General features: G+C 69.7%; 22 protein-coding genes and 1 pseudogene. 10 read left to right on the forward strand and 13 right to left on the reverse strand.

Features of this window, described 5'->3' with window-relative positions; genetic code table 11:
- Positions 1 to 117 precede the first annotated feature (117 nt).
- Positions 118 to 1,527, forward strand: a complete 1,410-nt coding sequence (locus ACIPWY_RS35945) for an MFS transporter (RefSeq protein ID WP_401536649.1) — start codon at positions 118 to 120, stop codon at positions 1,525 to 1,527.
- A 57-nt stretch (positions 1,528 to 1,584) separates the two neighbouring features.
- Here the strand turns inward: ACIPWY_RS35945 and ACIPWY_RS35950 are convergent, their stop codons facing one another.
- Positions 1,585 to 1,809, reverse strand: coding sequence for a hypothetical protein (locus ACIPWY_RS35950; protein ID WP_362908342.1), 225 nt, complete (start codon positions 1,807 to 1,809; stop codon positions 1,585 to 1,587).
- A gap of 190 nt (positions 1,810 to 1,999) precedes the next feature.
- Positions 2,000 to 2,821, reverse strand: a complete 822-nt coding sequence (locus tag ACIPWY_RS35955; RefSeq protein WP_401536651.1) for a maleylpyruvate isomerase family mycothiol-dependent enzyme — start codon at positions 2,819 to 2,821, stop codon at positions 2,000 to 2,002.
- A 233-nt stretch (positions 2,822 to 3,054) separates the two neighbouring features.
- On the opposite strand from ACIPWY_RS35955, the gene ACIPWY_RS35960 reads away from it, so the two are divergent.
- Positions 3,055 to 4,749 (forward strand): serine/threonine-protein kinase, encoded by a 1,695-nt coding sequence (locus ACIPWY_RS35960; protein WP_362908340.1) that lies wholly within the window; start codon positions 3,055 to 3,057, stop codon positions 4,747 to 4,749.
- Positions 4,750 to 4,894: 145 nt separating this feature from the next.
- Here ACIPWY_RS35960 and ACIPWY_RS35965 read toward each other — a convergent pair whose 3' ends face one another.
- Positions 4,895 to 8,020, reverse strand: a complete 3,126-nt coding sequence (locus tag ACIPWY_RS35965) for an Ig domain-containing protein (protein WP_401536604.1) — start codon at positions 8,018 to 8,020, stop codon at positions 4,895 to 4,897.
- 223 nt (positions 8,021 to 8,243) lie between these two features.
- On the opposite strand from ACIPWY_RS35965, the gene ACIPWY_RS35970 reads away from it, so the two are divergent.
- Both ACIPWY_RS35970 and ACIPWY_RS35975 read left to right on the forward strand, forming a co-directional pair.
- Positions 8,244 to 9,308, forward strand: a complete 1,065-nt coding sequence (locus ACIPWY_RS35970; RefSeq protein WP_401536606.1) for an ROK family protein — start codon at positions 8,244 to 8,246, stop codon at positions 9,306 to 9,308.
- A 220-nt stretch (positions 9,309 to 9,528) separates the two neighbouring features.
- On the forward strand, positions 9,529 to 10,758 hold the full coding sequence (locus tag ACIPWY_RS35975; RefSeq protein WP_393705325.1) for a metallophosphoesterase: 1,230 nt from the start codon (positions 9,529 to 9,531) through the stop codon (positions 10,756 to 10,758).
- Between the two features lie 115 nt (positions 10,759 to 10,873).
- On the opposite strand, the gene ACIPWY_RS35980 is transcribed toward ACIPWY_RS35975, so the two are convergent.
- Both ACIPWY_RS35980 and ACIPWY_RS35985 read right to left on the reverse strand, forming a co-directional pair.
- Complete coding sequence (locus tag ACIPWY_RS35980; protein WP_401536608.1) at positions 10,874 to 11,554, reverse strand: class I SAM-dependent methyltransferase; 681 nt, start codon at positions 11,552 to 11,554, stop codon at positions 10,874 to 10,876.
- A gap of 59 nt (positions 11,555 to 11,613) precedes the next feature.
- Positions 11,614 to 12,183 carry an AAA family ATPase gene (locus ACIPWY_RS35985; protein ID WP_401536653.1) on the reverse strand — a complete coding sequence of 190 codons (570 nt, stop codon included), beginning with the start codon at positions 12,181 to 12,183 and terminating at the stop codon, positions 11,614 to 11,616.
- Between the two features lie 167 nt (positions 12,184 to 12,350).
- Between ACIPWY_RS35985 and ACIPWY_RS35990 the strand changes: the two genes are divergently transcribed.
- Positions 12,351 to 13,055, forward strand: a complete 705-nt coding sequence (locus ACIPWY_RS35990) for a maleylpyruvate isomerase family mycothiol-dependent enzyme (RefSeq protein WP_401536610.1) — start codon at positions 12,351 to 12,353, stop codon at positions 13,053 to 13,055.
- A gap of 65 nt (positions 13,056 to 13,120) precedes the next feature.
- Here ACIPWY_RS35990 and ACIPWY_RS35995 read toward each other — a convergent pair whose 3' ends face one another.
- The 4 genes from ACIPWY_RS35995 to ACIPWY_RS36010 form a co-directional block, all read right to left on the reverse strand.
- Positions 13,121 to 14,233, reverse strand: coding sequence for an ABC transporter substrate-binding protein (locus ACIPWY_RS35995; protein WP_401536612.1), 1,113 nt, complete (start codon positions 14,231 to 14,233; stop codon positions 13,121 to 13,123).
- Positions 14,234 to 14,295: 62 nt separating this feature from the next.
- Positions 14,296 to 14,793, reverse strand: a complete 498-nt coding sequence (locus ACIPWY_RS36000; protein WP_362908333.1) for an N-acetyltransferase — start codon at positions 14,791 to 14,793, stop codon at positions 14,296 to 14,298.
- Between the two features lie 103 nt (positions 14,794 to 14,896).
- Positions 14,897 to 16,174 (reverse strand): low temperature requirement protein A, encoded by a 1,278-nt coding sequence (locus tag ACIPWY_RS36005; protein ID WP_362908332.1) that lies wholly within the window; start codon positions 16,172 to 16,174, stop codon positions 14,897 to 14,899.
- A gap of 95 nt (positions 16,175 to 16,269) precedes the next feature.
- The gene (locus tag ACIPWY_RS36010) at positions 16,270 to 17,304 is read right to left on the reverse strand and encodes a chitinase (RefSeq protein WP_393705323.1); all 1,035 of its coding nucleotides are present in this window, start codon (positions 17,302 to 17,304) and stop codon (positions 16,270 to 16,272) included.
- Between the two features lie 160 nt (positions 17,305 to 17,464).
- On the opposite strand from ACIPWY_RS36010, the gene ACIPWY_RS36015 reads away from it, so the two are divergent.
- The 3 genes from ACIPWY_RS36015 to ACIPWY_RS36025 all read left to right on the forward strand — a co-directional run bounded on the left by ACIPWY_RS36015 (position 17,465) and on the right by ACIPWY_RS36025 (position 21,409).
- Positions 17,465 to 17,881, forward strand: coding sequence for a hypothetical protein (locus tag ACIPWY_RS36015; RefSeq protein WP_362908330.1), 417 nt, complete (start codon positions 17,465 to 17,467; stop codon positions 17,879 to 17,881).
- A gap of 19 nt (positions 17,882 to 17,900) precedes the next feature.
- Positions 17,901 to 20,228, forward strand: coding sequence for a bifunctional polysaccharide deacetylase/glycosyltransferase family 2 protein (locus ACIPWY_RS36020; protein ID WP_393705322.1), 2,328 nt, complete (start codon positions 17,901 to 17,903; stop codon positions 20,226 to 20,228).
- Between the two features lie 92 nt (positions 20,229 to 20,320).
- Positions 20,321 to 21,409, forward strand: coding sequence for an acyltransferase (locus tag ACIPWY_RS36025; RefSeq protein ID WP_393705369.1), 1,089 nt, complete (start codon positions 20,321 to 20,323; stop codon positions 21,407 to 21,409).
- 2 nt (positions 21,410 to 21,411) lie between these two features.
- Here the strand turns inward: ACIPWY_RS36025 and ACIPWY_RS36030 are convergent, their stop codons facing one another.
- Positions 21,412 to 22,284 carry a GNAT family N-acetyltransferase gene (locus tag ACIPWY_RS36030; protein ID WP_393705321.1) on the reverse strand — a complete coding sequence of 291 codons (873 nt, stop codon included), beginning with the start codon at positions 22,282 to 22,284 and terminating at the stop codon, positions 21,412 to 21,414.
- 57 nt (positions 22,285 to 22,341) lie between these two features.
- Positions 22,342 to 22,590: a hypothetical protein gene (locus ACIPWY_RS36035; RefSeq protein ID WP_393705320.1), complete on the reverse strand. Its 249-nt coding sequence runs from the start codon at positions 22,588 to 22,590 to the stop codon at positions 22,342 to 22,344.
- 215 nt (positions 22,591 to 22,805) lie between these two features.
- Between ACIPWY_RS36035 and ACIPWY_RS36040 the strand changes: the two are divergent.
- Positions 22,806 to 23,324: pseudogene (locus tag ACIPWY_RS36040) on the forward strand (FAD-dependent oxidoreductase); the annotation flags it as partial.
- Positions 23,325 to 23,488: 164 nt separating this feature from the next.
- Here the strand turns inward: ACIPWY_RS36040 and ACIPWY_RS36045 are convergent.
- Entirely contained in the window at positions 23,489 to 24,073 is a 585-nt protein-coding gene (locus ACIPWY_RS36045; RefSeq protein ID WP_393705319.1) for a TetR/AcrR family transcriptional regulator, read from the reverse strand.
- A gap of 153 nt (positions 24,074 to 24,226) precedes the next feature.
- Here ACIPWY_RS36045 and ACIPWY_RS36050 point away from each other — a divergent pair, with 153 nt between their 5' ends.
- Positions 24,227 to 25,375, forward strand: coding sequence for an NAD(P)/FAD-dependent oxidoreductase (locus ACIPWY_RS36050; RefSeq protein ID WP_362908324.1), 1,149 nt, complete (start codon positions 24,227 to 24,229; stop codon positions 25,373 to 25,375).
- A gap of 79 nt (positions 25,376 to 25,454) precedes the next feature.
- Here ACIPWY_RS36050 and ACIPWY_RS36055 read toward each other — a convergent pair whose 3' ends face one another.
- Positions 25,455 to 25,946 (reverse strand): GNAT family N-acetyltransferase, encoded by a 492-nt coding sequence (locus ACIPWY_RS36055; RefSeq protein ID WP_362908323.1) that lies wholly within the window; start codon positions 25,944 to 25,946, stop codon positions 25,455 to 25,457.
- Positions 25,947 to 25,995 lie beyond the last annotated feature (49 nt).

The raw sequence follows: 25,995 nt of genomic DNA on the forward strand, positions 1-25,995 counted from the left end.
CGAACGGGACGCAGCGGACGTCCCTCATCGCCCTGCCGGACGCCGCGGTTCAGCATGCGAACGACACGGCCGTGGGCTGCCGAGAGCGGCGTGTTCCTGAAATAGCGTGTCGCCATGATGCGTAGCGGTGGTCCTCAGGACTGTGGACCGGACAGGTCTGCGGCTTCGGGCCGGCCTCTGGCCCCGCTGCTCGCGGTCTGCGCGGGCTACTTCATGGTCATCCTGGACGTGACCGTCATCAACGTCGCCGTTCCTGTGATGGGGCGGGACCTGTCGACCTCGCTGACCGGGATCCAGTGGATCACCAACAGCTACACCCTGGTCTTCGCCGGCCTGCTGCTCACCGGCGGCGCGCTCGGGGACCGGCTGGGCAACCGCCGGATCTTCTGCATCGGGGTAGCGGTGTTCACCGTCGCCTCGGCGGGCTGCGGGCTGGCCCCGAGCACCGGGACCCTGGTCGCCGCCCGGCTGCTGGAAGGACTCGGTGCGGCACTGATCGTGCCCCCCTCCCTCGCTCTTCTCCAGCAGGCGTACCCCTCACCCGCCGAGCGTTCCCGGGCCTTCGGCCTGTGGGGCTCCATGGCAGGCATCGCCGCCTCCGCCGGCCCCCTCCTGGGCGGGCTCCTGGTCACGACCGTGGGCTGGCGCTGGGTGTTCTTCATCAACCTTCCCGTCGGATGCGCCTGCCTGCTGCTCACGCTGCGCCGCGTGCCCGCTTCGGCCCGGCGGACGGACCGCCCCGTGGACTGGCCGGCCCAGTGCGCGATCATCGCGACGGTGGCCCTGCTGACCGCCGTACTCAACGAGGCCGGACGACGTGGTTGGACGGACCCACTGATCCTGATCGGGGCCGGCCTGTGCGTGCTGGCAGCCGCCGCGTTCGTCCTGCGCGAGCACATGGCCCGCACCCCCGTGCTGCCCCTGCGTCTGCTGCGCTCCCGCCAGATGAGTGGGGCGGCGACCATCGGCATGCTGTTCAACTTCGCCTTCTACGGCATGATCTTCACCGCCAGCCTGTACTTCCAGCATCAGCGCGGCCTGACCGCGCTGCGCACCGGGCTCGCCCTCTTCCCGGCGGTGGCGATGACGATGTTCGCCTCCGTCCTGTCCGGGCGACTGGCACCCCGTACGGGACACCGCCCGCTCGTGGTCACCGGCATGCTCCTCGGAGCAGCAGGCCTGGCCGGCTGGGCCGCGGCCGGACCGAACCCGGGCTACGCACTGCTCGTGGCGCCGATGATGGCGGCCGGCTTCGGGACGTCCTTCGCCCTCACCGGGTCAACCACCACCGTGATGGCAGCCACCCCGGACAAGTTCTCCGGCACCGCCTCCGCCCTGTTCAACACCACCCGTCAGGTTGGCAGTGCCGCAGGCGTCGCGCTGGGAGGCTCCCTGCTGGCCGGCACCGGCAGCTTCACCACAGGGTTGCGCACCAGCATGGCCATCGGTGCGGCCGCATACCTGACGGCCGCCGCCCTTGCGCTCTTCTGCATCCCGCGGAGGGCACCCCGCCACGCCACCGGCTGAACGGCCGGCGAGCCGAGGCAGGGCAGGCACGTCAGTCAAGGGATCAGCCCTCTCCCGCTACTTCTTGACGCGGTGCAACTGGATCTCTCGGTTCACGAAGAGGTGCACGAAGCCGCAACGCCAGCAGATCAGCCCCGTCGCTGTCTCATCGGCCCAGGCCAGATTGAACATCTCCCCGCCGGTGCTGTTGAGCTTGACGCCTCGCTCACGGAAGAGATCGCCCTTGCAGACCTGGCATGTGATCCACATCTCCCCCAACGAGGCCCGCACTGCTTTTGCCATTGCCGCTCCCCCATGGTTGCGCTTCAGGGACCGGGCGACGGGCGCTCAGCGCTCCGCCACTCGATCGCTTGGTGGTGGAGTGATCTTCACCGTGATCCAGCCAGAGATGAAGCGAGTTGAGCAAGACCTGAGCAAGACCTCAGCAACAGGAACGGGCGATGCCTCCACAGCGACTCCCGTACGGACAGCGCTACGGCGCCGTGAACAGGGTGGGGAAGCCCGGGGCGCGCCAGGGCTTGCGCCCCCAGGCGAGTATCTTGCCTCGCGCGATGGCCCGCGTCGGGCTGCACCGGCCCAGTGCCAGCAGGAAGAACGTGACCGGCTCGGCCGCGATCGTGCAGTCGGGGCGGCGCGGCGGTTCGGCGCTCACGGTCGCGACGCCGTCGGCGAAGGTCACGGCGAACCGGGAGCCGCCGCGCACGCGCAGTTCGTAGCAGCCGTTGTGACCGGCCGCGGCCCGTTTGTCGACGACCCGGGGCATCGCCAAGGTGAGGAACGGCAGGGCCAGTTCGAGGCGTTCACGGTCGATCATGTGGGGACGGCGCAGGGCGACGGCGATGTCGTAGCCGTGGCCGAGCATGTGGGTCAGCAGGTATGAGCCGAGGGTCGCCAGGTCCATGGGGCCCAGCGGGGTGAGCGTCGGTCCGTCCGGGGGGCGCAGGCAGGCCGCCTCGTTGAACGCGTGCGCGTGACGGACGATACCGTCCGCCAGCACGGTGCCGTCGCGCTCGGTGAAGACGGCGAGGGAGGCGGCGTTGGCCTCGGCGAGGCTCTCCGGGGTGCCGTCGCCGTACGGCAGTTGGCGGCCCTCGGCGAGGCCGGCCATCAGCTCGTTGGCCACCAGCAGATGGGCGGCGGCCTCGCCTACGGTCCACCGGGCACCGGGAATGGGCACCGCGGTGTCCACGCACGACCGCAGCAGGGCGGCCGTCTGCTCCGCCACGGCCGCGATGGCTTCGAACTGCTGCGAGCGGGCGGCCGTGGTGAACTCGTGGGGCTGAGAAGGGGTGATCACGGACGAGAAGAGTGGACCAGTTCCGCACATCTGTCCAGTGGCGGCGGCTTCGACGACGTTCCCGGTGCCGAGGGCCACGTCGACAGGTAGATCCCTCGGGGGCGGGGACGGCATAGGCTGCTGCCGTCGGTCAGCAGCAACTCGCTTGTTGACCAGGGGGCCAGGGGATCCGGGGAGCCGGGGGCCAGGGGATCCGGGGTCGGGTGATCCCGGGGATCAGGGGGTGACGAGTGGCGACGTGCGACGCGCATGAGGTGTTCGAGCCGCTGCAGGCGGACGATCCGTCCGTGGTGGCCGGTTACCGGCTGGCCGCGCGGCTCGGCGCAGGCGGCATGGGGCGGGTCTATCTGTCACATACGCAGGGCGGCCGACCAGTGGCGATCAAGGTCGTCCGGGCCGAACTGGCCGACGACCCCGACTTCCGGCGGCGTTTCCGCCGGGAGATGGAGGCTGCCCGGCGGGTCAAGGGCGCGTACACCGCGGAGCTGATCGACGGCGACGCGGACGGCGCACCGCCCTGGCTGGCCACGCTGTACGTACCCGGTCCCTCGCTGGCGGAAGCTGTCGGCCGGGGCGGGCCGCTGCCGGAGTCCGCGGTGCTGTGGCTGATGGCCGGAGTCGCCGAGGCTCTCCAGGCCATCCACGGCGCGGGGATCGTGCACCGCGACCTGAAGCCGTCGAACGTCCTGCTCTCGTCCGACGGACCGCGCGTGATCGACTTCGGTATCTCGCTGGCCGCGGGCGTCAGTTCGTACACCGCCACCGGGTCCACCATCGGCACACCCCAGTTCATGGCTCCCGAGCAGGCGTCCGCGGGCGAGGTCACGGCGGCGACCGACGTGTTCGCGCTCGGCCAGACCGCGGCCTTCGCGGCGCTCGGTGAGCCGCTGTACGGGGATGGTCCCGCGGTCAGCGTGCTGTACCGGATCGTGCACTCCGAGCCCGATCTGTCGCTGCTGCCCGCCCGGCTCCGTCCGCTGATCGCCCGCTGCCTGGCCGCCGATCCGGCGGACCGGGCCACCCTCGCGGAGGTCGTGGAGTGGTGCCGGCAGCAGCTGGGCGAGGACGCCGACGCGGGCGCGGGGCCCACCGTCTGGCGAGAGGTCATGGGGCCGGAGGTGACGGTGCCGCCGCCGGTGCCCGTCCCGACGCCGGCGCACACGCTGCCGTTGGACGCCACGGAGCCGCGGCAGGTGCGCGACCCATGGGCGGCGCCGACGGGCTCGGGCGAGGAGGCGTCACGAAGACGCGGGGCCGGACTGGCCGTGGGCGTGGCCGTGACGGCGGCCGTGCTGGTCCTCTCTGTTCTGGCATGGACGGTCATGGACGCGACGGGTGTGTTCCGCGACCGGGCGGACAAGGGCTCGGATCGTACGGGCGCGTCGGCGGGGGCCGATCCGAGGAGCTCGGAGAGCGCGTCGGCGTCGTCATCGGCGTCAGCTCGGGGAGCCGGGAAGGCGTCGGGGACAGACGGCAGCGGAGCCGACGAGCAATCGGACAAGACTGGGGACACGGCGGGCGACACCCTCACCACTGCCGGGCCGGTGCGGGGCGAGCCCCACTCGGGGCAGTGGCTGGACGCGAAGGACTCACTGAGCTTCAGGGAACCGTTCCAGCGCAAGGACCGCGCGGGGGACATCCGTTTCACCTGCGCGAAGGACGCCGGGTGCGCGCTGGAGAGCGACACCAGCGTGTTCACCATGGTCTTCGGCGAACCGGGCGCGAATCTCGAAGAGTGCCGCAGCCTCACCAAAAGCCAGACGGAACATCACCTCCCGCTCGCCGCGGCGGCGTCGGGTACCGAGATCTGCGTCCGGCACCGCAACGGAGACATCGCACTGCTCGTGATCCAGACGAAGTCGACCGCGATGCCGGACGTCGCCTTTCTGTCCATGGACATGACGCTGTGGCGGCACACGGACTAGGTCGTGCGTGGAGGAGGGCCGGGCCGACCGGCACATGCCCAGAGGGACACGGAACAGGTCGGCCGGCCACTAGGTGCCACGCTGGTGAATCCGGGGCTCACCTGGATCCGCAGTAGTGGGACCGTGCCGTCCACATGTCGCTCGCTCACCGCCCGATGGTCAGCCGGTACGTCCGGGAGGCGTCCGCGAGGCCTGCCGTGCTGCGTGCCGTGATGGTGAAGCGGGATGTGCCCCGCGCGGTGGGTGTGCCCGTGATGCCTCCGGTGTCCTGGTTGAGGTGCAGGCCGTCGGGCAGGGCTCCCGCGGATATCTCGTAGCGGACCGTCGCAGGGGTGTTGGTGGTGACGCGCGCCCCGTAGAGGTGGTTGTGCTGTGCCGCGGGCAGGGCGTCTGCTGACAGGACGGGGGTCGGGGTGAGGACGCGTTCGGGCGTGCCGGTCGGGGTGCCGTCCGCATCGGTCTGCTGGAGGGACCATTCCTTGCCGGGGGTGACGACGTCGAGGTGCCAGTTCGTGGTCAGGTCCCGCAGCCGCGTGCGCTGTGCCTCGGTGAAGGCGCCGACGTTGCGGGCCGCTTCCCACTGCTTGATGGCGTCGAGGATGCGCAGTGCCTTCTCGCCGCCCGCGGTCAGGTCGGCGATGCCGCCCTGGAAGCCGACGCCTGCGTTCAGGCCCGCCGCGCGCGCCAGCTTGCCCTCGATGCTCACGAGCGTCTCGGACGACCTGAGGCTGATCCAGCCCAGCATTCCGGGAAGGAAGTTGGCGCGGTAGAAGTCGTTGTTGACGAGGACCTGGTTCCAGGAGGTGACACCGACCTCGCCCCAGCTGGCCCGGGTCAGCGCGTCCCAGGTGTTGGACGACATCCTGCTGGTCTCGGTGACGAAGCCGTCCTTGCGCCGGTTCTTCCTGTAGGTGCCGTTGATGAGGCGCGCCATGCCGTAACTGCCCCAGCCCGACTCCCCCGCGGACTCGACACCGTCGTACGAGTTGGCGCGGATGCCGGTGGTGTTCCAGGCGGTGGAGAGGCGGTCGGCGATCTCGTCGATGATGCCGATGCCGCCGATGGGACTGTTGTAGCTGTTGAGCAGGACGCGCGCGGCGGTGTCGCCGCCGGAGTGGGCGACGGCGGTCGAGCCCCACTGGGCGCGCTTGACGCCCGTCAGTTCCCACGTGTCTCCGGACCGGGTGGCGGTCGCGTACTGCACGAACTCGTCGCCGATGCGCAGCATCTGGCCGTACGGGCCGCCGCCGAGGAGTGCGCCGGCGTCGAGGGCGAGGGTGGTGTCCGTCGCGGTGAGCGGGCGGGTGAGCCGCGCGCGGCCGCCGAGGGCGAGGCGCGGGTCGGCGGGGGCGGTGACGTAGGCGTCGTCGGTGGAGATGAAGTCGGAGATGGTGTGCACGCCGATGCGGACGCCGCCGGCCTCGGCGGCGCGCACGGCCGCTGTCGCACCGGCGTCGTCGCCGCCGAGCGAGGAGTCGAACTGGTAGTGGCCGGTGGTCTGCCAGGGGCCGACGGCGTTGGGCAGGGAGTAGACGCAGCTGACTCCGGCGGCCTGCGCGAGACGGGCCGCGTCCGGGATGCTCGCGGTCTTCAGGTCGTGGAACACGAGGAAGGACTCGCTGCTGGCCTGGGCCGTCTTCTGCCACTGGCCGTTCTGCGTGGGGTACGGCAGTCCTTCGGCGGCGGCGACGGCCGACAGGACGGTCGGGGTGAGGTCCGGCGCGGCGCCGAAGAGGGCGATGCGCGAGCCGGTCACGCGCCCCTGGTCGCCGGGCAGCGGGCCGACGGGGATGCGGTATCCGGCGCGGGTCCCGCGCGGGCGCTCCTTGGTGTAGTCGAAGGTGAAGGCGCGCAGCACGGAGCCCCAGGGGGTGCGCCCGGCCGCGCTCCACTCCTCGTGCGGGGCGACCTGGAGGTCGGACGGGTTGTCGGCGACCTCGCTCTCCCAGCCGAGGTTCTGGTACTCCTGGGGCCAGGCGCCCTCGGTGCGGTCGGTGAGCGGGCGCAGCCCGAGCGCGAACGCGTCGTCCCGTACGACGCCCACGCACTCGCCGACCGTCTGCGTCACGTTCGTCGCGAACGGCCCCCACAGCAGCGTCTGTACGTCCGCGCCGCGGGGGCTCTGGACCCGTACGGCTTCGAGCGTGGTGTACGTGTTCTTCGCCCGCACCTCCACGTCGACGGTCGCTCCCGCGGTGTCGTGGGTGAACCGCAGCAGGGAGTGGCCGGCGCGGGTGACGCGGGTCGGCCGGATCTGCTTGCCGTCGACGACGAGGCTGACGAGCGAGGCCGATCTGCCGTCGGCGGCGTACTCGTGACCGGTGCGGGTGTCGCGCAGGGAGACGACGGTGCCGGCCGAGTCGAGGCCGATGGAGAGGTGTCCCGCGGTGAGGGTGAGCGTGCCCTTGGTGTCCTGCGGCGCGAGCGCAGCTGACTGTCCGGCGGCGCCGGCGGGTGCGGTCGCGGTGATGCCCAGGCCCAGCGCCAGTGCGCCGGCTCCGAGGACCGTTCTTCGGGAGGGGTAGGTGCTCATGGCCTTCTCCTTCTTCCAGGGTGGTTCCGCGGTGGTCACAGGTCGGGGTGGGTGGCACGGACTACAGGCGCGCACGACCTGTCCCGTGCGCCGCGCGTGTTCCGCGGCGAAGACGATGCGGTGGGTGCCGCGGCTCTCCTGGGCGCCGGTCAGGAGCAGCTCGGGACGCCCTTGGTGCAGGGCCCGCAGGAACGCGGCCATCAGCCCTTCGTCACCGCAGCCGTGGCCCGCGGCGGAGGAGCCGCCGTTGTCCGTGTCGACGACGGTGCGTTCGTCGGTGGCGAAGTCGTAGATCTCGATGGTCCGGCCGTCTCCGGTGAGCTGGCCGCGCGTACCGAAGATCTTGGTGTGGCGGTTCTCCTGCGGGGTGAACGCGGTCAGCGTGAACGCGGCGGTGATCCCGCCCTCGTATTCCAGGTTCACCACCTGGTGGTCGACGACGTCGTTGTCGCTGCGGTACACGCAGAGTCCGTACGGTCCGGTGCGCAGGGCCTGGGTGACGGCCTCCTCGGTCAGTTCCTCGGCCGCGATCCTGGTGAAGTAACGCTTGGCGCCGCCCTCGCGCAGCCCCACCTGGTACAGCTTCTGTGCCGCGTAGGGGCAACTGCCCTGTACCAGTGGGCAGTCGAGGCAGCGCTCGGTCGAGCCGGCGGGCGCGTTCTCCGGCCGGAAGTGACACAGCGAACCGAACGAGGAGACGGCGTGCACGGGCCGTCCGACGATGTGGCTACGGTGCACGGATCACACTCGTTTCGGGCGGAAGTCGACGGCCGCGACGGACGGAAACGCGCCGGCGCCGGGCGGTTTCATTTCTGCTACCTGCGGTTTTATTTCTGCTACCTTCTGAAATAAAGCGGCTCGATAGTCCACCCGGACCACCACCACGTCAAGGGGGCCGATTCACATCGCTGCCACATCGGGGGCCGATTCCTCGCTGCTGCGCCGGTTCAACCAGGCCGCCGTGCTGCGCGCCCTGCACGCCGCCGCGGACACCGGATTGACCCTCACCGAGCTGGTCAAGGCCACCGAAGTCGCCCGCGCCACCGTAGAGAACGCGCTGACCGGTCTCGTCGAGCAGGGCCTGGCCGCGGAGGTCACCCCCGACCCCGACGCGCCCCGACTCCTGGGCCGCCCCGCCAAGCGCTACCGGTTCCGCGCCGAGTCCGGCTTCGTCCTCGGCCTCGACATAGGCGTCCACAAGGCGCTCGCCCTCGTCTGCGACCTGGCCGGCACCGTGCTCGGGGTGCGCCGCACCGCCTTGGGGCCCGACCTTTCACCGGGCCAACGCATCGCCTCCGCAAGGGCGTTGGGCCACCGGACGCTGCGCGGCGCCGGGCTCCAGACCGACGCCGTACGGGCCGTGGGCGTCGGCACCACCGGGATCGTCGACGCCGACCACACCGTCACGATCAGCTCCGTGCTGCCCGAGTGGCAGGGCACGAACCTCGCGTCCGCGTTCGAGACGACCTTCGGCGCACCCGTCGTCGCCGGCAACGACTCCAAGCTGGCCGCGCTCGGCGAGCGCTGGCGCGGCGGCGCCACCGACGCCCGCGACGTCGTCTACGTCCATGTGGGACGCCGCATCTCGGCCGGCATCCTGCTCGACGGCACCGTGCTGCACGGCCGGCACGGCGCGGCCGGCGAGATCGGCATGCTGCCCAGCTCCGGCTGGTACACCGCGCATCGGCGACTCCTGGACCGGTGGGGCACGCCCGAGCGGCTCTTCGACGCGGCGCGCTCCGACGACCCCGCGGCGATCAAGGCCCTCGACGACTTCGCCGCCGACCTCGTCCAGGGCGTCGCCGCCGTGGTCCTCACCGTCGACCCGGAGGCGGTCGTCATCGGCGGCGGTCTCTCCCGTGCGGGCGAACTCCTCCTCGCTCCCCTGCGCAGCCGCCTCGCCGAGCTCTGCCTCTTCCCCGTGACCGTCGTCGCCTCCCGACTCGGCGACGAGGCGGTGGCCCACGGAGCGCTCCGGCTCGCCCTCGACGGAGTGGAGAACCGCCTGTTCGCCATCGGGCACTGAGACCTCCTTCGACGCTGCACGCACGGCGACGCTCCTCACGCCCGCCCCTCAAGCCCGCCCCGCCACGCGCCGCGTGATGCCACGGCTACGGCTTCGCCGCCCCCGGACCCGCTCGGACACCGGCGGTGCGCGTGCGGGCACTTGCCCCCTACGTCGGACCTGCACTCAAGATTTTCCGACCGTTCACCGAGTGGGCAAAGTTACCTGCGAGAAACATGGGATGTGCGATGACGAATACATCCCCCCGCGGCCCGACCTCACCGAGTCCCAGTGGCTGGACCTGGACACGACCATCACCACCACGGGCCGCCCGGTACCCGCCGCCGGGGCCCCGTCCGCTCTGCTCGGCCGGCGCACCGTGCTGGGCGGCGCCGTAGCCGGGGCCGCCGCCCTGGCCGTGCTGCCGCAGACCGCAGCAGCCGCGCCGAGATCCAACACCACCGCCGATGCCCCGGTGGGCAAGTTCCCCTTCCCTCACCGGCCTGGCCCCGACTGCGAGTACGCCGTACTGCTGACCGGGGACGCGGGCACCGGCGACGACGTCCAGCACGCCGTGGCCACGGCCGCCAAGGCGATATGCCGCACCGAAGGCGTCTCGCTCGCTGTCGGCCTCGGCGACAACCTCTACGAGAACGGCCCGGAGTCCGCGCACGACGACGAGTTCGCGACCAAGTTCGAGCAGCCCAACGACGGCATCGACGTCCCGTGGCTGATGGTTCTCGGCAACCACGACTGCTCGGGCCTCATCCCCGGCAGCGGCGGCGACCCCTCGCGAGGCGACCGCGAGGTCGCCTACTCCACGACGTCGCGGCGCTGGCACATGCCGGCCCGCTACTACTCCGCCGCGCTGCCGTCGGCGGCGGGCTCGGACGTCCCGCTGGTCGAGTTCTTCGCCATCGACACCAACCCGGTCGCCTCGACCGTGGCCCAACTGGACCCGTACTTCTACTGGAACGGTCCGTACATGCGCGAGCAGCGCCGCTGGCTGGACTCCGCGCTCTCCGCCTCGCGCGCCACGTGGAAGATCGTGATCGGCCACCACCCGTACCTGAACAACGGCAAGCACGGCAGCGCCGGTTCCTACGACGGCTTCGTCATCGGCAACTACACCAGCGGCATCCACCTCAAGGAGCTGTACGAGGAGGTGGTCTGCGGACGAGCCGACCTCATCCTCTCCGGCCACGACCACACCCAGCAGATCCTGGAACCGACCGCGCGCAGCCGCGGCACCCGCCAGATCGTGTGCGGCACGGCCGGCAAGTCGGGCGACGGCAAGGCCCACGGCACCAACCCGGCACGCTGGCAGGACTTCTCGCACAACGGCTTCATGGTCCTCAAGGCATCAAAGAAGAGCCTCACGGTCGACGCCTACACCGTGGACGCGACGACGTCGGCATCGAACCTGGCCCACACCTTCACCACCACGTCCGCCCTGACGGCGACCCGCTGAGGTCCCCGGGCTCGCCATGCCGGGCCACCGCACCCCGGGAAAACTCCGGGGTGCGGGAGGGCGTGCACGAGCCCGCTCCGATCCGCCGACCACGCCGGCCAGTCGTCCGTGCCGCTCAGTCTGAGGCTTCCCCTCCCGGTCCTTTGGGCTTGTGGGCGAAGAAGAAGCCTTGCCGGCCTTGCCGGGGCTTCTCGCTCTCGTCGGGTTCACGGATCATCTGGGCATCCATGACGAGGCCGGCCTCGCTCATCAGTCCAGACACGCGTTCAGGAGACATCCAGTAGACATCGAGCGACAACTCGTGGCCGTACGCCTGGTCCAACTGCCGTCGCCGGTCCCCCACCTTGAACGCCAGGAGCATGTGGCCGCCCGGGGCCAGCACCCGGAGACACTCGTCGAACACGGTCGGCAGCAGCTCCGGTGGGGTGTGGACGGTCGAGTACCAGGCGACGATGCCGCCGAGACTGCCGCCTGCCAGGTCCAGAGAGGTCATCGATCCCTCTTCGAATCGAAGACCGGGGTGCGTCCGGCAGGCGACCTCGACCATTTCGGGCGAGAGGTCGATGCCGAATGCGTCCACCCCGAGTGAATGGAGGTGGGCCGTGATGCGGCCGGGGCCACAGCCGAGGTCGGCCACCGGCCCGGTGCCTGCTTCCTGTACGAGTTCGGCGAACGCGGCGAGCATCGCGCGGTCCAACGGTTTGGCGCTCAACTCGTCACGAAGGAGCTTCTCGTAGTCGACGGCAACGGCGTCGTAGGCCGCCCGAGTGGCTTGCAGGTAACTCGTCTCAGTCATGGTCGACGACGCTAGTCCCGGCCAGCCCCGCCAGGGCCATAACAAGTGCGCGCAGACAACTAATTGGCCGCCCGGCGAGCGAGACCGGTCTCGGTCATGATGCGCTCCACCGTGGCCTGGAGCCCGCTGTCCGGGCCGATGACAGTCTCCAGGCCGCCCGGCAGTAGGTCGCGCTGCCGGTACCACTGCCACAGATGTTGATCGGTGACCTCGGCCAGATACTCCGCATCGGCTTTCGAGGCATGCCGAGCCAGCGTCTCCTCGATCGGGATGTCGAGGTAGTAGCAGCGCGACACGCCCCGGTGGTCGCCGACCAGGCCCGCAAGCATGTCGCTGTAGCGGTCGGCGTACAGGATGCCCTCGACCACCACGTGATAGCCGGCATCGAGAGCGTAACGGGCGGTCAGGTCGATCAGCCCGACGTTTGCACCGCCGGGAACGTCCCGCTCCCGCAGCACGACCCGCCTGAGATTGTCCTGCCCCACGAGGGCCAGGCCGCGCCCATAACGCTCCCGGATTCCGGCCGCCACCGACGACTTGCCCGAGGCCGAGTTCCCCCGCACGATCACGAGCCGGGTCTGTTCACTTCCCACGATCACCCTCAGCACGATAGCGACGCCCACTGACATCGGTCGCTGGACTATTGGACGTCGCTCAGCCTCGATCAATGCGCGGGCGACGTACGCCACTCGCACTAGGCAGCCCCGGTAGAACGCCACCAGCCACGGGAGCCGGCCCAGCGTCGCGTCGCGCACGTCCCTTCCACGCCGCGTTCACCTCCGCGCCCACCCTCGACGTGCAGGTGCCGAGCTGCCCCGAGTGGACGCTCTTCGATCTGGTGCAGCACATGGGCGAGAGCCACCGCTTCTGGGCCGCCACCGTCGCCGCAGGGCCTGCCGCCACTCCGCCGGCCAAGTCCGCGTCGAAGGACGTCCTGGGTTCGCCTCGGGAGCGCGAGGCACTGCTGGCCTGGCTGACCGCGTCGACGCAGCAGCTGCTGGACGCACTGCGGGAGGCCGGCCAGGATCGCGGTTGCTGGACGTGGTGGGGTACGTCGCAGACGGCCGGTGCCGTCGCTCGGCACCAGCTCCAGGAGATCTCGCCGGATACCTACGACGCCCAGATCACCGTGGGTACCCCGCAGCCGCTCCCGGACGAGGTGGCACTCAACGGTGTCGACGAGTTCCTGTCCACCTGCTCCGCAACGACAAGTCCCTGGCCGCACACGCCCGGTGCCGTCGACCTCCACGCGACCGCGGGCCGCTCCTGGCGCCTCTCGGTCTCCGCCGGCGGCGCCCGGATCACCCGTCTCCCCACGCCCGGCACAATGCCCGCACCGCTGCCGGCGAGGCCCCGGACGCAGCCGACGCCTCACTCCGGGGCACGCACGGCCTGCGAGCTGGTACTCGCCCTGCACGGGCGTACTCCGGTGGACTCCCTCGAACTCGAAGGCGACCGGCATCTCGTCGACCTCCTCCAGGCCTGGGACCCCGACGAGTAGGGCGTGTCGATGCACCACATCCATGGGGCATCCAGCGCTGGGAAGGCCGCCCGCCTGCGTGTTCTTCAGCCCGCGTGGAGGATCCGAAAGCGATCGGGTTTCGCCGGGTCTCGATCAACGACTTGAACGGGCGGCCAGGTCCACTGCCAGACGCTGATGCCTGGCGTGCGGGAGAACTGGATCTGTCCTCGGGTGCCTTCGACTGCTACGCGCGGCCAGGATCCGGCGATGCCCGCCCGGTCCACCCCGTGCGAACGCAGCACATCGGCGAGGACGGCGACCGTGTCATAGCCCTCGAAGGCGACGAAGGAGGGCGCTTCGCCCAGCTGCTCGCGGAGGGCCGTCTCGACTCGTGCACCGAGAGGGCTCAGGCGCTCGGGCAGGTAGCGCAGGAACGGGATCCCGGCGCCGTCGTCGCCCAGCAACGCCGCCCATTCGGCGAGCTCCGGTTGCCCCGCCGGAGCACCGATCAGCATCTCGGCGAGGCGCTGGTCGTGGCGGACGGACTTGACGATCGACACGGCCGGCTCCGGATGGCCGACCAGCAGAAGGAGCGCTGTGGCGCGATGCTCGGCGAGTTGGTCACACACCGCCGCGGGGTCGAGCTCTTGCATGTCGAGTTCGACGACGGTGCCACCGCGTGGAGCGAGGTGGTCCCGGAGAATGCGGGTCCCAGATGCCCAGTAGACACTCGGCTGGACCGCTACGGCGACTCGGCTGTGGCCCGCGCCGAGGAGGAAGTCCGCGTAGGTCTGCCAGCCGCGGGACTGCGGCGGGGCGAGGCGCGCGACCCATTCCGTCGGCTGTTCAGTGAGCGCGTCGAGCACCGCTGACGAGCAGAGGAAGGGCAGGCCGAGGGCATCGGCCCTGGCAGCAGCGGTGCGAGCGACGACGCTGTGATACTCCCCCGCCAAGGCAGCCACGCCCAGACGAGCCAGTTCGTCCACGGCCGCCGCGGCCCGCTGTGGATCAGCCGCGGTGTCCCGGACCACCAGCTCGAGTGGTCGTCCGCCGATCCCGCCGTCGTCATTGACCTCGCGGACGGCCAACTCGAGTCCAGCGAGCAGGTGTTGGCCTGCCCCGACCCAGCCGGGGCGAGTGAGCGGAACGAGAGCACCGATCCGGACGGCTGATTCGTCAGTACGGCCCGTTCCCGCCGGCGATGGTGGCGTGCTCATTGGTTGGTGTCTCCCAGGTGGCGATTCGGTCGCAGTTGCCCGGATCGCGGAGTGAACGGTGGTCAGGTGGCGGGCGGCAGCGACAGCCAGTGCTGCCAGGTGATGTCGCGGCCCACATAACGGGGCTGCTGGAAGGGCCAGTTGACCGTGATCCACTGAGGCACCAGCGCGTCGAGCGCGCGCTCCGCCTCGCTGTCGACGAGGTCGTCGACGACCCACCAGGAAATCTCGCCGTCGGAGCCGGTGCGCTCGGGCGGGTCGATGTAGACGCAGCCGAGGATCGCCGTCTCCTCCTCGTCCAGCAGTGCGTAGTTGAAGGACTGGTGCGCGGCTATCTCCTTCTCGTGGCGCAGCAGGTCGAGGCGGTCCTCTTCATAGGTCATCGTCTCCATGGGCCATGACCAGGCCGGACCGAAGATCTCCCACAGGCGCTCCTGGGAGCCCATCACGGCGGGGTAGTCGAGCGGGGTGTCCGCCTCGCGGATCGGCCGCAGGTGGAGCGCGGTCCGGGGCACGGGTACGTGGACGGGGTGGACGAAGTCATCCGGCAGCCAGCTCATAGGGCGAGGCTACAACCCGCTGGTGCGGGGTGGTCCACACGGCGTAGGTGGCCGTCGGACCGAATTCGCCGATCCGAGGTCGTTCAACCGATCTTGAGTTCGTTCAAGGTGAAGACAGTTCCTCCAGCATCTGCCGCTGGCGGCGGTGGCCGATCGTCTCGTAGCCGAAAACGGTGACGAAGGGGGCCAGCATCACGATGAGGAGGCACGCGGCGATGGCGACTCCGGCCGCGGACAGGAGTACCGCCGCGAGCAGTACCGCCAGCGTGAGCGAGATCAGCAGCATCTGGAAACCCTCGGTCGCGGACAGCAGCAGCGCGTGGAGGAGATACACCATCAGCAGGAACAGGCCTACCGGGACGGCCAGGGACAGCACCACGGTGACATCGGTGATCTCCGAGTGGTGCTCCAGTTGCAGGCCGGCCACGTGCAGGCCGGCTCCCGCACCGGCCACCCCGATGAAGAGCGGGATGTGCCCGTAGCCGAAGAGGTATCCGCGGCTGCGGCGGTGCACGAGGATGTCGCCGAAGGGGGTGGCGAAGTACACCCACCACATGCCGAAGGTCAGTCCGACGCCGGCGACGACCACGGCGATCGCGTTGCCGCTCCACTGCGTCCCGTCCGCACCGCCGAGAAGCTCGCCCGAGGACGCGACGGTGCCGACGACTCCCTCCCCGAGGACGATGATGGCGAACAGGCCGTACCGTTCCGCGACATGGTGCGGGTGCCAAGGGGTGCCGCCCGCGTATCCCTGGGTGAGGACAGGCAGTGCGAGTTCGAGGGCGCCGAGCACGATGAAGGCGACGAACACCGCGGTGAGCGGCAGATGCGTGAACGCGACCACGACCCAACCGACCTGAACGATCACCGTCCAGCGGATGTTGGCCCTTCCGACGTCCCGGAATTCAGGGGACTCCCGGGCCGCGCGCCGCCACTGCAACACCATCGCGATCCGCATCACGACATACCCGAGCACCATCACCCTCAGTTCGAGGTGTTCGCCCTCGTCGACCGAGTGGAACATCGCGGGCAGGCCGAGCGAGAACACGACGACGCCGATCATCTGGATCATCGTCAGCGCCCGGTAGAGCCAGTCGTCCGTACCGAACGCCGAGGCGAACCAGCTGAAGCTGATCCACGCGACACTGATCGCGAACATCGCCAGCACGAACGCGGTGACCGCCGGTCCGGGATGCCCCTCGGCGAACAGCTCGGCGAAGTCGGAGGCGGCGGTTCCTACCGCGACCACAAACGTCAGGTCGAACAGCAGCTCCAGCGGCGAGGAGACCCGACCGGGTTCTTCCGGATCGCGGCCGGTCATCGGCACCCGGCTGTGTGCCAGGTTGCCGCCGGCACCGTGCGTGTGGGGGGCGTCGCTCATGCTGAGCATGATGCCGCATGGGTGCGCGTCGAGCTGAGAGATACGGTCGGCATGGGCATCGGCGTCGGCGTCACCCAGCCCCCGAACGCGTCACCTCAGCCGGCCAGAGCCTTGCCGAACGCTCCCGAACTCTGCTGCACACCGCTGCAGTTGGCGAGCGGGTCGTCCGACGAAGTGTCGGCGGAGGAGCACTCCTGGTCACGGAACGTGGACCACATGGAGACCCACGCAAGACCCTCTTTCTCCGCGAAGGCACGCAGTTGGGCGGCGTCGGAAAGGGTGAACGTCTCGTTGTCGATGTCGTTCGTGCCGAGCATCGGCGTCACTGCGAGTCCGCGCCAGGCGTTCCTGTCCGACAGCCCGAAAATGTCCGCGAGTTGGGCGTGCGCCGCCTTGGCCGACGTAATGGCGTAGTCGCCCATGTCGCCGGTGTACGACGTTCCGTAGTTCATCGTCATGATGTTGACGCTGGACACGTTCACACCCTGGTCGTTGGCCGACTCGAGGAGCGCCACGCTGTCCGCGTCCAGGCCCGAGGGCATCACGGGAAGAGTGAAGGACACCTTGAGGCCGGTGTGCTTCTTCTGCAAGAGGGCGATCGCCTTCGAGCGCAGGGTCACCGAGTCGGAGTCCTTGAGCGCATCGCCCTCGATGTCGAAGTCGGCCTCGGTGGCGCCCGCGGCATCGAGCGTGGCGGCGTAGGCGTCGGCCAGAGCGGACGCGCTGCCGCACGTCTCAGCCAGTTCCTTGCCGGATGCCCCGCCGAAGGAGACGCGCAGGGTCGCGTCGCCGGATGCCTTGAGTGCCGAGATCCGCTGCTTCACCTTCGCGTCGCCTATGGCGTGCGTGCCGTTCCACGTGGGTGTGCAGGAGCTGCCGTCCGCGATGGCGAAGGCCAGGTTGTACGCGGAGGGGGTCCCGGCCGCGTCCAGGTCGGAGGCGGTCGTGGCGCTGACGTAGGGGGCGAACGGGCTGGACGAGGAGGGTGCGGTCGCGCCCGGTGATGGCGCACCGTGCGGTGACGCGTCGGCCGAGTCCGAGCCCGAGTTCCCCGATGAGCACCCCGCGCAGGTCGCTGCCGCCACCAGCGACACGATCGCGGCGGCCGGCCTCCCCAGAAGATTCCTCATCGCGTATGCACCCATTTCTTTCGGTCTTGTCCCGGTACTGAAACACGGAAGCCTGTGATCCAGGTGTCAGCAGGTACATCACAGGGAACTGAGGGCGTTCTCAGGGGGCACACAGGAATGACTGGGAGTTGCCACATGAAGAGCGTCTAGCGTCCCGGGAATGCATTTCGATTCCTCCGTCGAAAACCGTGCCGCTGGGCGCGGAAGCCACCGCAAGCGTGGCAAAGGGTCCGAAGAGGGCCCCGTCTTCGTCGACAGCTCCGGACGCCGGGCCAAGCTGCTGCGCAGGTTCGGCCTTGCCGTGGTCGTCGCCTGCCTCGGCTACGCGGTCGTCCTCGGTCTGTCGTTCATGGGGTGGGGTGTGTCCGTGAGCACGACGGACCTGCTGCCCTTCGGCGGTGGAGGTGGCGGTGGAGGTGCCGGGGGCGGCGTCGGTCGTGGTCCGGCCGGCGCCGGGTACGGCTTCCCGGGCGGCGCCGGTCAGCAGCAGGCCACGCCTCCGGCGATCCGCCCGTCCCTCTCGCCCAGTCCTTCGCTGCCCGTCCCCTCGGTGTCAGCCACCGCCGACGCCCGCTGACGCGCAGGTTAGGGAAAACATGACTCGCACCACCTCCGCGCGGCGCCGTCGCCGCGCCGCTCCCTCCCGCTTCGAGCGCGCCGGGCGTCGAGCCGCCGCCCTGCAGCGCCCACGCGTCGTTCTCGCGCTCGTTCTCGTCCTGGGACTCGTCAGCGTGATGATGCTCGACGGATATCTGCGGTCCGAGGTTCTGGGCGACCACCGCGTCCGCACCGGCGCGTCCTACGACAAGGTGCCTCAGCGCATTCTCGACGGTGGCCCGATTCTGACCTCGACGAACGGGTCCATGCGGACGCAGTCCGTTCCGAAGAAGACCATCGTGCTCACCTTCGACGACGGTCCCGACGCCACGTACACCGAGAAGGTCCTCGAGATCCTCGCGGACAATGACGTGCACGGCACGTTCTTCCTCGTGGGTTCCATGATCGCCCGGCACCCCGGCATCGTGAAGGACATGGTCGGCCAGGGGAACGAGGTCGGTCTGCACACCTTCACCCACGTCGACCTCTCCTACCAGAGCGACGCGCGCGTGGCGCGCGAACTCACCCAGACCCAGCTGGCGTTGGCGGGAGCGGCCGGCATCACCACGAAGCTGGTGCGCGCGCCCTACTCGTCCGAGGCCGCCGCGATCGACAACTACAGCTGGCCGGTCTACAAGAAGCTCGGCGCCATGGGCTACACCAGCGTCTTCGTCGACACCGACAGCGACGACTGGAAGCAGCCGGGCGTCTCGGAGATCGTCCAGTGGGCGACGCCGAAGAAGAGCAAGGGCGCGTCGGTGCTCTTCCACGACGCCGGTGGCAACCGTGACCAGACGCTCAAGGCACTGCCGAAGTACATCAAGAAGATGAAGGCGAAGGGGTACACCTTCACGACAGTCAGCGGAGCCATGGCCAAGACCGCGGCACAGGCCGGCTCCGCGCAGGACGATTCCGCCCAGCCCGGCGAGGAGCAGCGGTCCGGTCAGGTCCCGGGCGGCGCGGCCCGGCAGGGCACGGGTATCCCGCCTTCCTCCGGGACGAACCCTCCGGGCAGCACCCTGAACGTCGAACAGGCCGCCCACGCCGAAGCCGCCGGCACCACCCTCTACGAAGGGAAGGCGCTCATCGCGGCGGTCGCCCTCGCCGAGTGGACGGTGCCGGCGCTGGCCGTCTTCCTCGCGGTCGTCGGAGTCGCGGTCATGGCGCGATTCGCGATGATGCTGGTCCTCGCGAGGCGCCACTACCGGCAGCGCAACAAGCGCCGGTTCAGCTGGGGGCCGCCCGTCACCAGGCCCGTGAGCGTGATCGTCCCCGCGTACAACGAGAAGGAGTGCATCGCCAACACCCTCAAGTCCCTCGCACAGAGCACGCATCCCATCGAGATCATCGTCGTGGACGACGGCTCCACGGACGGCACGAAGGAGATCGCCGAGTCCCTCGGCCTGCCCAACGTGCGGGTGATCCGGCAGGAGAACGCGGGCAAGCCCGCGGCGCTCAACAACGGTGTACGCAACGCCAGTTACGACATCGTCGTGATGATGGACGGCGACACGGTCTTCGAGCCGGACACCGTCCGGCAGCTCGTGCAGCCCTTCGCCGCCCCGGACATCGGCGCGGTCGCGGGCAACGCCAAGGTCGGCAACCGCAACACCGTCATCGGTGCCTGGCAGCACATCGAGTACGTGATGGGCTTCAATCTGGACCGCCGTATGTACGACCTGCTGCGCTGTATGCCCACCATCCCCGGAGCGATCGGAGCGTTCCGGCGCCAGGCCGTCCTCGAGGTGGGCGGCATGAGTGAGGACACCCTCGCCGAGGACACCGACATCACGGTCGCGATGCACCGCGCCGGATGGCGCGTGGTGTACCAGGAGCACGCACGGGCCTGGACGGAGGCGCCGGCCTCGCTCAAGCAGCTGTGGAGCCAGCGCTACCGATGGTCGTACGGCACCATGCAGGCGCTGTGGAAGCACCGCAAGTCCCTGGTGGACAAGGGACCTTCGGGCCGCTTCGGGCGGGTGGGGATGCCGCTCGTGGTGCTCTTCCAGATCGTCACGCCGGTCTTCGCACCGCTGATCGACCTCTTCACCGTCTACTCGATGATCTTCGTGGACTTCAAGGCGTCCCTGCTCGCGTGGCTCGCCGTACTCGGCATCCAACTCGTGTGTGCCGCCTACGCGTTCCGCCTCGACGGAGAGAAGTACCGCTACCTGTGGATGCTCCCGCTCCAGCAGATCGCGTACCGCCAGATGATGTACCTGGTCCTCATCCACTCCTCCATCACCGCTCTCACGGGTGGCCGGCTGCGCTGGCAGAAACTCAAGCGCACCGGCGAGGTCGGGACTCCGACGGGGGTGGGGCGGTGACCTCGCAGGCACAGGGCAATCGCCACAGAGCCGCCCGCCGAACGCGCGGAACCACTGAAGGGACGCAGGGCCTGGATCAGGACACCGCACTTCTGCGGGTGACCGAACCGGACCGGGAAACCGTGCCCGAACGATCTGCGCCCCGGGCAGGCGGCCGCGACCGCTACTTCGACACGCTGCGCGCCCTCGCGCTGATACGCGTCGTGGCCTACCACACCTTCGGCTGGGTGTGGGCGGGCCTCGTCTTCCCCTCCATGGGCGTCATGTTCGCGCTCGCCGGCTCGCTGATGGCCAAGTCCCTTGAGCGGCCTGCCCTTTCGGTGATCAGAAGCCGGATGCGACGGCTGCTGCCGCCCTTCTGGCTCTGGGGACTCTTCGTCGTCCTAGCGATGCTGCTGCACGGCTGGATGCCGGGGTGGCAGGTCGTGTACTGGGTGGTCCCCCTCGGCGACCCGCCGGGTAACAGCTGGGGCATGCAGGCCTGGGAGATCCTCTGGTACCTGCGCGCCTACCTGTGGTTCGTCATCCTGTCGCCACTGCTCCTCAAGGTGTTCCGGTGGGCGCCCGTGGCGGTGCTCCTCGCTTCGGTCGCGCCGATCGTGGTGCTCCAGTTCGTATGGCAACCGCCGGACAACCGGTTCGGCAGCGGTCTCCTCGACTTCGCCACGTTCCTGTTCTGCTGGCTCGTCGGCATCGCGCACCGTGACGGCGTCCTGGCCCGGCTGCGCCCGGGACCCGTCGTCGTACTGTCCCTCGCCGCCCTGGCCTACGGTGCCTGGTTCGCCCTCACCCACCAGGTGGAGTACGGGAGTTACGACCTGGACGACATCCCGCTCGCGCAGGCCTTCTGGTCGGCCGGGTTCGTGACACTGCTGATGTACTCGAAGGCGTACTTCGAGGTCGACTTCGCGTGGCTGGCCCGCTTCGAACGGCTCGACCGGATCGTGTCGGTCTTCAACGCGCGGGCGATGACGATCTACCTCTGGCACGAGATCGCGCTGATCCTCGCGGTGCCGCTCATCGACCGGTTCTGGAACGTGCCGGCGTTCGAGAAGTACCTGCCGCTGGAGAGCCAGTGGTTCATGTTCGGTGTCGGCTGGGTGCTGATCGCCGTGGCGATCCCGCTGGTGGGGTGGGTGGAGGACGTCGCGGCGAAGCGACGGCCTCGACTGTTGCCCTGAACTCAGGCCTGGACTTCTCGGGATCGGTCTCTGATCTCGGGGAGTTGCCGGAAGCCGGCTGACGCGTAGGTGGCGACGGCGGCGACGTTGAGGCTCGGGGTGCAGACGATTGCGCTCGACGAGCCCAGCTGCTGGAGTGCGGCGGCCGCGGCGACGGTGATGGCCTTGCCGTAGCCGTGGCCGCGGTGGTCCGGGTGCACGCCCAACGGCTCGAGCAGGCCGGGCTTCCCCGCACCGGCCGACCAGACCGTCACCGCCGCCACCGCGTTGCCCAGGTCGTCGTGCGCGACCAGACAACGGGCGTCGGCGTACGCCGGTCCGCCCGCCATCGCGTGCCAGCGCTCGTCCGTGAACGTCGGCTTCCCGAATGCTGCCCGCTGTACGGCGGTCCGCACGTGCGCCTGATCCGGCCCGATCACGTCGATCCGCACGCCCGCGTCAGGCACCCGCTGCGTGAGGTCGCGGCGCAGCGGCGTCCACGGCTCGGCGCTTTTCCAGCCGTGCTCGAACAGCAGATCTTGGATCAGTGCGCCCACCGGTGCTTCGATGGACGCCGTCCCCTTGGTGAACACCCCGCGCTCCGGCCCGGTCACGTCCTCGACCAACTGCTGTGCCAGCTCCTCGTCCTGCTGGGCGTCCGGCGCGATCGTCAGCCGCAGCAGCTCGGGCCCGTCCAGCAGCCCGACGGCGAGGATCCGTCCGTCCCGGCGCCACGTCCGGACGGCCGCGGCCGTCGCCTCGGCGCCGAACCGCCAGAACCAGCCCAGGTCCCCCGGATGCAGCTGCATCGGTGCCCCGTCGTACTGCCACTGGCGCAGCACACCCACAGCCTCGCTCAGCCCGTCAACTCCCGGCTTGCGCAACACAATCGCCATACCTCGATCACACACCACCGCACCGCCGACGCGCATCCGTTTTCCGGCCGGCCACGTTCAGCCCAGGAGCAGGGACCTCGGCTGGGCCGAGAGGGCCTGGTCGAGGACGAGGGAGGCCGCCCCGATCGCGGCCACGTTCTCGCCCAGTGTGGTGGAGGCGACGATCGTGGCGTGGGACGCTCTGACGAACGGGGACCTGGCCACCATCGGCTCGATGGTGGCCAGGAGACGGTCGCCGAGCACGTGCCAGGTCGGTCCACCGAAGACGATGGTGTCGACGTCTAGGAGTGTTGCCGCAGCGCACACGGGTGACGCGGATGACTACGTCGCCGGAGCGGCCATCGCGGGATTCATCCGCGTCGCCGACACGATGCTCGCTCAGGGCATCAACTGATCCGTACGACTCCGTGCGACCACTGAGCACGTCGCCGTCTTCAGCTGAGACGGCGACGTGCCGTGGGGCAGCGGTCGGACTCGGCTTCACGGCACCGGCTTGCACGCGCCCGGCCTTCACGGCTCGGCCGGGCAGGGAGATCTTCGCTCACCGGGAGAAGGGCGACACCCTGCACGCCTACGTGGGACTGTCCGAGCCGCAGGAATGGTTCGCCGCCATCGACTTCACCGATGCCGAGGTGGCCACCGCCCGGATCGTGCAGGAGTTCGGCGGCTGGGCGCCGGAGCTCACCGCGCTGATCACCGACACCGACATCCCTCCGGTCCTGCGCCCCCTCCACGCCCTGCCGACCGGGCACCGGTGGGACCGGGTGCCGGGGGGGGTGACCCTGCTCGGCAACGCGGCGCACCTCGCCGCCCCGAACGGCGAGGGCGCCAACCTGGCCATGCTCGACGGCGCCGAGCTCGGCAGGGCCCTCGCCGCGCACCCCGACGACTTCGAGGCCGCCCTCACCGAGTACGAGCAGGCCATGTTCGCCCGCAGCGCCGAGGCCGTCACGTTCGAAGGCGCCGAGGTCCACGAGATCGACTCCGAAGACAACACGGCCCGGGCCATGCTGAAGATGTTCACCAAGCTGGGCCGGTAGGCGACTTGAGGCTCGACCGGCGGACAGTTGCGCGGACGGCAGCTCGACGCCGCCACCGCCGCCGGGTGCCACGGGAACGCGGCGCATCGGGAGCGGCGGGTGGCCGGCCGTCGTCCCCGGGCCGAAATCCGCCGAGCAGCCCGGCATGATCGTCCGGACAAGTCTCAGGGAGTGTCCGCGGAGGCTTTCCAGCCGTTCTCGAGCAGGTCGAAGGCCGCGTCGACGGCTTGCTCGGGATCGCCGGCGCGGTCGGCCAGGGCCGAGGCTTCGAGTGCGAAGCGCGCGAGCGCGGCGCAGCGCAGGTCGTCGGCGCCGGTCTCTTCGGCGATGACCTGCGCGAGAGCGCCCTGGTGGCGGATCCACATGCGGTGGGCGTACTCGTCCAACGCGGGCGTGTTCCGTACGAGTTCGACGAAGGAGGCGAACCGGGGGTCGTCGGAGTTCCTGTCGCCGCTGCGTGTCCGCTTGATGTACGCGCACAAGGCCTGCGGGACGGACTCCTCGGGTGCGCGGTCGCGTACGGCGGCGACGAGGTGGGCCTCCTGGTCCGCTTCCTCGTCGAAGACCAGGGCCTCCTTGCCGGGGAAGTGCTTCAGCAGGGTCGTGGTCGACACGTCGGCCGCTTCGGCGATGTCCCGGAGCGTCACCTGGTCGTAGCCGTGTTCCAGGAACAGGCTCAGGGCCGCGTCCGCCAGGGACTGGCGGGTGGCGGCCTTCTTCCGCTCGCGGCGGCCGATGGTTGCAGTCATGTTTGGATCATACCTTAAGTTGCTCGACTAACTTAGTTGTGTCGTTGCACTTTTTGGGTGAGCGTGCTTTTGTGATCGAGGCGACCGGCCCCGTCATGCCGTCAGCCCGTCATGCCGCAGATCACCGAACCATCGAGACCTCCGGAGTAAGTCATGAGCACTGACATTCCACGTATCGCGATCATCGGCGCCGGTCCCGGCGGCCTGATCTGCGCTCGCATCCTCCAGCGACGCGGCATAGCGGTCACCGTCCACGACCTGGACGTCTCACCCACTGCCCGAAATCAGGGTGGCACCCTCGACATGCACCCCGACTCGGGCCAACACGCCCTGCGCGCAGCCGACTTGTGGGCCGACTTCCGGAGGCTGGCACGGCCCGAGGGCCAGCAGATGCGCTTGGTCGGCCGCGACGGCCAGGTCCTCTTCGACGCCGTCCCGCCACAGGCCGACACCACGGACGGCAATCCCGAGATCGACCGCGGCCAGCTGCGCGACATCCTGCTGGACACCCTCGCCCCTGACACCGTCCAGTGGGGCCACAAGCTGGAGAAGGCCGAGCCGCTCGGGGGCGGCACCCACAGGCTGCACTTCACGAACGCCACCACCATCGAGACCGACCTCGTCATCGGCGCCGACGGCGCCTGGTCACGCGTACGGCCCCTGCTGTCCGACGCCACACCCGTCTACACCGGCGTCACTTTCGTCGAGACCGGCCTCGACGAAGCGGACACCCGCCACCGCCGTCTCGCCGAACTCACCGGCAACGGCACCATGATGGCCCTCGACAACAACCAGGGGTTCGTCGCCCAGCGCAACAGCAGCGGCCACATCCGCATCTACCTGGGCATGCGCACCGACGAGGACTGGCACCAGCAGGCCGGCCTCGACCTGGCCGACACCCACGCCGTACGGCAGTTGCTGCTCAAGGAGTTCGCCGGCTGGAGCGACAGCCTGACCGGCTTCATCAGCGACACCGACTGCGGATACACCAACCGTCCGCTGTACGCCCTGCCCGTCCCCCACACCTGGTCCCACACCCCCGGCGTCACCCTCCTCGGCGACGCCGCCCACGTCATGTCGCCCTTCTCCGGCATGGGCGCCAACCTCGCCATGCTCGACGGCGCCGACCTCGCGCACGCCCTCTGCGTCCAGCCCACCATCGACGACGCCATCACCGCCTACGAGAACGCGATGCTGCCCCGCTCCACCGAAGCGGCGGAAGGAGCCGCCGAAGGACTCGACAGCGCCTTCGCCCCCGACTCCGCCGAACAGACCCTCGCCCACATGACGGCACACCACTGACTCCTGCGAGAGCACCCGAACGTGAAGACCGAACCGAACCGAACCCCCACCCCCACCACCAGCCCCTGACGGCGGGCCCCTACAGACTGCGCTGCCAGGTCTGGCCGACGAGGTCGTGGCCGAAGCTGTGGTGGGGCTCTTCGTCGACGAGCTCGAAGCCGTGTTTCTGGTAGATCCGCCGAGCCGAACCAAGCACGTCGTTGGTCCACAGGGTGATCGCCTCGTACCCGGCATCCCGCGCGAACGTCAGGCACTCCTCGACCAGGCGCGCTCCCAGTCCCAGGCCGCGTGCGTGCGGGTCGACGAGCAGCAGGCGCAGCTTCGCCGTCCGGTCGTCATGGCGGACGCAGAAAATGCAGCCGGCCCGCGCTCCGTCGACCTCGGCGATCCAAGCCGACTGCGGACCGGGGTCCTTCTCCTCGGCGTAGTCGGCGACGATCCGGCTGACCAATGTCTCGAAGCCGGCGTCCCAGCCGAATTCCCGGTCATAGAACTCACCGTGCGCCATCACCACCCAGCCCAGGTCGCCGGGCCGGCCCAGCGGCCGGACAACCACGTCACGCTGCGCCATTTCGCCCTCGCCTCCCGCCTCTGTCTCACTGAAACGACTGTTTCAGTAG

This window comes from Streptomyces sp. NPDC090032, from assembly GCF_044748025.1.
Lineage (GTDB): Bacteria > Actinomycetota > Actinomycetes > Streptomycetales > Streptomycetaceae > Streptomyces.